Source organism: Collinsella ihumii (assembly GCF_030385545.1).
GTDB classification, from domain to species: domain Bacteria; phylum Actinomycetota; class Coriobacteriia; order Coriobacteriales; family Coriobacteriaceae; genus Collinsella; species Collinsella ihumii.
The window spans coordinates 1-5,408 of the sequence record NZ_JAUEIQ010000019.1 but is presented as its reverse complement, the minus strand read 5'-3'; the positions used below and the strand labels follow the sequence as shown (position 1 = coordinate 5,408).

Below are 5,408 nucleotides of genomic sequence, written 5' to 3'. Positions count from 1 at the left end.
ACGGGGGTCCCGACCGGTCCCTCCGCCTCTAGAGCCCCGCCCGGTACCAGGAGACGGCAACCTGGGTCCGGTCGCGCATGCCCAGCTTGGAAAGGATGCGCGAGACGGCGCGCTTGGCGCTGGCGGGCTGGATGACCAGGCGCTCGGCGATCTCGCCGTTGGAGAGGCCGTCGGCGATGAGCGAGCAGATCTCGCGCTCGTGGTCCGTGAGCCGGCGGAAGGCTCGACGCAGGCGCTCACGTTCAGATCCTGGAACGACCTTGGGGACGTTGACCTCGAGAACCGCCCGGGTGATTCGAGGGGTGAGGACGGCATCCCCTTCCGCAACGGCATGGACCGCGTCGATGAGCTCGCGGGAGCGGACGTCCTTGAGCAGGAACCCGGAGGCGCCCGCCTCGAGCCCGCCGAAGGCGTAGTCGTCCTCGTCGTAGGTGGTGAGAATGAGCACGCGCACCTCGGGATGCCGGTCGCAGATGAGCGCGCAGGCGTCGATGCCGTCCATAGCGGGCATCCGCACGTCCATCAGCACGACGTCCGGAATCGTCCTCCCCGCCTCAGCCGCCCGATCGACGGCATCCACCGCCTGCCTCCCATCTCCCGCCTGCCCCCAAAGGCGCAGGGAGGGATCGCGGCGAAGCACCAGGGCGAACCCGAGTCGCGTCTCCGCCTGATCGTCGACGATCAGCACGTCGATGGGATCGCTCATAAGCTCTCGGCCTCCTTGGTATCAGCTGCCGGATCGAGACACGGGATGACCGCTCGGACCTCCCAGCCCCCGTCGGGGGACGGCCCCGCATCAAGCGCGCCGCCCGCCCCCTCGACGCGCCTGCCCAAGCGCGCGAGCCCCGTCCCCGCATCACCGGCCCCCTCGACCGGAAAACCGTCGTTGCGGACGGTGACCGTGCAGGAGCCGTCCTTCGCATGGTCCCACGCGACCGTGATGCGGCGCGCGTCGCGCGCGTGACGCAAGACATTCGTCGTCGCCTCGCGCGTCACGGAGAAGGCCAGGTCGGCCTGCCTGCGATCGGGCGACCGAGAACCGGTCTCCGTGAACGCGACCGCAAGACCGGCGGAGCGGGCGTGCTCGAGCACGGGCCGCACATCGTCCCACATATGCGAATCGGAGCGGCCCGCGCCGACGGCGTCTCCGTGCAGGGCCGAGAGCTGCCGGACCGCACGTCGGGTGTCAGAGAGCCCCGCACGCGCGAGATCGTTGATGCTCGCCACGGCGGCCTCGAACGTCTCGTCCCCCGTCGCCCCCATAAGCCCTTCAGTAAGCGCGATGATGGCCGTGAGGTCATGGCCCACGGAGTCGTGCAGCTCTCCGGCGATGCGGCTGCGCGCCTCGGCCTCGTCGCGCTCGCGGGCAACCTGCCTGCGCGCAGCGCGCTCCTCCTCGAGTTCCCGGGCCGCACGACGCCTTGCCCACAGGGCGCGGGACACAAACGCCGCCACGACCACGGCCAGCACCCATTCGAGGTGCACGAGGGCGAGGCTCTCGCTTCCCGCGAGGTGGACGGGAGCCCAGAACGCGGCGAGGACGGCGAGAACCGCCGCCACCGCCCTGAGGTAGTCTTGTCGCGCGACCACGCCGTACATCAGCACCAGAAGCGGGACTCCCGTGTAGGCGCCCTCATCGACAGGGGCCGATGCCGCTGCGAAGGCGCATGCCACGAGCGTCACGGCGAGGGGGCGGCGCTTCCGGAGGAAGACGCATGCGAGGATCGCGGCGACGCACCACACGAGTAGCCACACGGATGCGGGGTCGTAATCGAAGGGCAGAAGGGAGATGTACCTTGTGAGGAAGACCGCCTCGAGGATCACGCAGGCGATCGGCGCGACGAGCGCCAAACCCCTCGAATCATCCCACCGTCCGATCGCTCGAGCGATCACGGACCGTGCGGGTTCGCCCGCATCCCTCATGGCGGTCACCTCCTCTTTCATTTTCCCACACTCCCCCAAGGATGACGAAGCGGCAGCACCATCCGACGGTCCGGCATGCAAGCGCCATCGGCAGATCGGTCGGCTGCCGACAAGGCTCAATTACCGCTTCTACCACGCTACCCGCTAAAAGGGCCCAGTAACTGTACCCAGAACTGCGGGAGAGGGCCCCTTGAAAGGCCCTCTCCCGCAGTTCTGGGTACAGTTACTGGGCCCTTTTAGCGGGTAATCCCATAGTTTTACCGATCGCCCGGAGCACATCGGGATATACATCAGCGTTCCCTAGAGAAGTGCCGGCAGATTCACTGCGGCGCCGGTCGGCCCCGTGCCGGGCGCCTGCGGAAAACGGCGCCGCCCCCCGCGCAAGAGGCCTCCGCTCTCCGGTCAGGTCACATCGCCGCCACGACGTCGCGGCGCGAGAGCCGTCGGCACGCCCAGGCGATGGCGAGCGATGCGTACACGGCAGACAGGACCACGATCTGGGCGACGCCGAAGGCGGACAGGTCGACGAGCTCGTTCGAGTTCATACCTGTCTGGAGCAGGGAGTAGGGCCAGACGTTCCCGAACCCGACAACGGTGGCGATGACGCCCGACACGCCTCCCGCGAGCGCTATGCCCACCGGCGCGGCGAAGTTGCGCACCACCATGGATATGTCGAGCTGGATCGCCACGACCACGAGCGAGCCCAAGACCCCAAGCGTCACATACTCGGCGATGCGCGCCGCCGGGAACTCACCGGGCACCCCGAGGGCGACGCCGCTCGCGACGTAGAACGTCAGGATCGACGCGAAGGCGAGGGCCGACATCAGCGCGCCCACGCTGAACTTGGCGAGCACGAGATCTCTTACCGCGACCGGCTGCGCCATGAGCTCATTCCAGTTGGAGCCCTGGTGCTCCTGGCGCCAGAGGAGCGAGCACCCCGCGCCGAGGAGCGCCGGGAGGAAGAAGTAGCAGACGAAAAGCGTCTGCTGGGTCCACAGGTTCGACCAGCCGGGCGTGATGGCCCCGAGGTTCCCCTGGTAGTTGGCGCAGCCGATGAGGGCGGAGATGCCGGGCAGCGCCACGAACACCAGCCAGATCGGGGAACGGCGGAGCTTCACCAGCTCCGCGCGGACACATGAGGCGAGCATGCTAGGGCTCCTTTCTCGCGAAGGCGCGCAGGGAGAGCGCGAACGCGGCGACGGTGACGAGGACGATGACGGCGAAGTAGCCCACGGGCCAGGCGACGGTGCTCCAGGTGATGACCTCCGTGGCGTAGTCGTAGCTCATCCCCACCGTGGACAGGAGCCCGAAGTAGGAGCTCGGCACGAAGACGGAGACATACGCCGGCAGGTACATGGAGAAGAGCCCCAGAAACGACAGCGCGACGCCCACGACGAGCGGCACGAACTGGTTGGCGATAAACAGGCAGAGACACTCCACGACCGTCGCCACGAACAGGCACACGGCAAGCGTCGACACCCAAAGCACGAGGCTCTCGGACACAGGCACCGCCTGGAAACCGAGGGTACCGCCGATAACGGAGGCTGCCGCGACCTCGACGGTCACCACCGCCGCGAGCACGAGCACGCAGGTGAGCCACTTCGCGCAGAAGAGGTCCTCCGCCCGTTCCATGGTGAGGAGCTGCTTCCACATGTTCCCGCGGTTCTCAACGTCGCAGACGGTCGAGGCGACGACAGCGGACAGCAGCGGGAGGAAGACCGCGTTGACCGTGGGCAGGCTGTAGAGAAGCACGCGGTAGTCGGCCGTGACCTCCACCTGGCGAGCCGACTGATACCCAAACCACAAGAGGAGCACGCCGAGCATGGCGGCGCAGATGAGCCAGAGGTGCTTGCGCCGGCCCTTCCTGAGCTCGAGGGCGACCTGCCGCGCGATGCCGAGGCGCCGCTTTGAGGTGACCGCTTCCTTCCCGCCGGCTGTCATAGCGTCTCCTCCATCCCCGTGATCGCAAGGAAAATGTCCTCGAGCGAATCCTCGTGTTCCTCCATGCGGACGACACCGATGCCCCGCTCGGCTAGACCCAGGCTGAGTCGCGCCGCCGTGACGTCGTCAACCGCCTTGATGCGCAGGTGGGCGGCATCGTCCGGGTCCGTCTGCGCGCCGGGCAGGAACTCGAGCGCCCGCGCGTTGTCCGTGGTCTTGAGGCCAATCCAGTGCCGGCCGCACGCGTGGAGCGACGCGAGCGGGCCCTGCCACACCATCCGGCCCTTGCAGATGATCCCGACGTGGTCGGCCATCTGGTCGACCTCGGAGAGCAGGTGGCTGGAGACGACGACCGTCATGTCGAACATTCGCGGGAGCCCCTTGATGAGAGCGCGGATCTCATGGATGCCCGAGGGGTCAAGGCCGTTGGTGGGCTCGTCGAGCAGGAGCAGGGGCGGCCTGCCCATAAGGGCGCAGGCGATGCCGAGGCGCTGCTTCATGCCGAGCGAGAAGTTCCCAACCCGCTTGCGGTGCACGGAAGGGTCGTCAAGACGGACGATCTTCAGCACCTCGTCGATCTCGGACTTGGGCAGGCCGCGAAGCTGCCGCGCGATCTCGAGGTTCTCGCGCGCCGTGAGATGCGGGTAGCAGCTCGGACTCTCGATGAGCGAACCCACACGGCGCAGCACCTCAAGGCGGTTCTCCGGCGTAAGGGACGCGCCCAGGATCGTGGCGGAGCCCTGCGTAGGGTGAACGAGGCCGAGAAGCATCTTCATCGTGGTGGATTTACCGGCCCCGTTGGGACCCAGGAAGCCGTAGACCGCGTGCTCCGGCACGGCGAGGTCCACGCCGTCCACCACGCAGGTGTCGCCGTAGCGCTTGGTGAGCCCCGTCGTGGTCACAGCCATGCGACCGGGGCGGCGCCCTATCGAAGCCTGAGCTGCGGGCTTCGCGGATCCGCCCCACTTCTGCCCGATCCCTAGCGCACCGCCGAGCCGTCCGGCAGGATGGATATCGTTGTCTGCCATTCATGCACTCCCTTCGAATCGACTACGGGCATGCCGCAATTCTGCCCGTACCAAGGCTTCCGATCAGGAGGGAGGGAAGGGTTGACATCTCAGGATGACAGGGGCGACGCGGAGTTGTCACCCTTGGATGACAGCACATATACATCCTTGAGCAAGCGCCAGCGAAAATCAGGTGGTGGAAGATGAATGAGAATGAAAGGCATGGAAAGAGGACTGCGTCGGAACCTCCCATTTTGCACAAACCCCTGCAAACACATCCGTGGATGAGTAGGCCCAGCGGAGGTAATTCACGATGAAATGACTAGGGGGCTCAAGGAACCCTGTGAAAGAAAAAGCCGAAACAGCCCCTCCTAGTTCATGAAAACGAGCTACACCGAATCGGACGGCGGCGAGGCTCGAACCGAACGCGTCCCCAAATAACCCATCGGCCTGAAATAAGAAAGAAGTCCGCACCCGCCTGACGGATACGGACTGAAAACGCGTCGCGAAACGACGCCTCTTGCGGAATCGCGGCAT

At 66.5% G+C, this 5,408-nt stretch carries 5 protein-coding genes; all 5 read right to left on the bottom strand.

Translation table 11 applies throughout. The features are described from left to right. Positions 1-28 precede the first annotated feature (28 nt). Entirely contained in the window at positions 29-706 is a 678-nt protein-coding gene (locus tag QVN30_RS11375) for a response regulator transcription factor (RefSeq protein WP_289836458.1), read from the bottom strand. Then, complete coding sequence (locus tag QVN30_RS11370; protein ID WP_289836457.1) at positions 703-1,851, bottom strand: sensor histidine kinase; 1,149 nt, start codon at positions 1,849-1,851, stop codon at positions 703-705. The genes QVN30_RS11375 and QVN30_RS11370 overlap by 4 nt, the downstream gene beginning before the upstream one ends. Before the next feature lie 479 nt (positions 1,852-2,330). Further along, entirely contained in the window at positions 2,331-3,071 is a 741-nt protein-coding gene (locus QVN30_RS11365; protein WP_289836456.1) for an ABC transporter permease, read from the bottom strand. 1 nt (position 3,072) lies between these two features. Beyond that, complete coding sequence (locus QVN30_RS11360) at positions 3,073-3,864, bottom strand: ABC transporter permease (protein WP_289836454.1); 792 nt, start codon at positions 3,862-3,864, stop codon at positions 3,073-3,075. Then, the gene (locus QVN30_RS11355) at positions 3,861-4,892 is read right to left on the bottom strand and encodes an ABC transporter ATP-binding protein (protein WP_289836453.1); all 1,032 of its coding nucleotides are present in this window, start codon (positions 4,890-4,892) and stop codon (positions 3,861-3,863) included. Before QVN30_RS11355 ends, QVN30_RS11360 begins: the two co-directional genes overlap by 4 nt. Between the last annotated feature and the right edge of the window lie 516 nt (positions 4,893-5,408).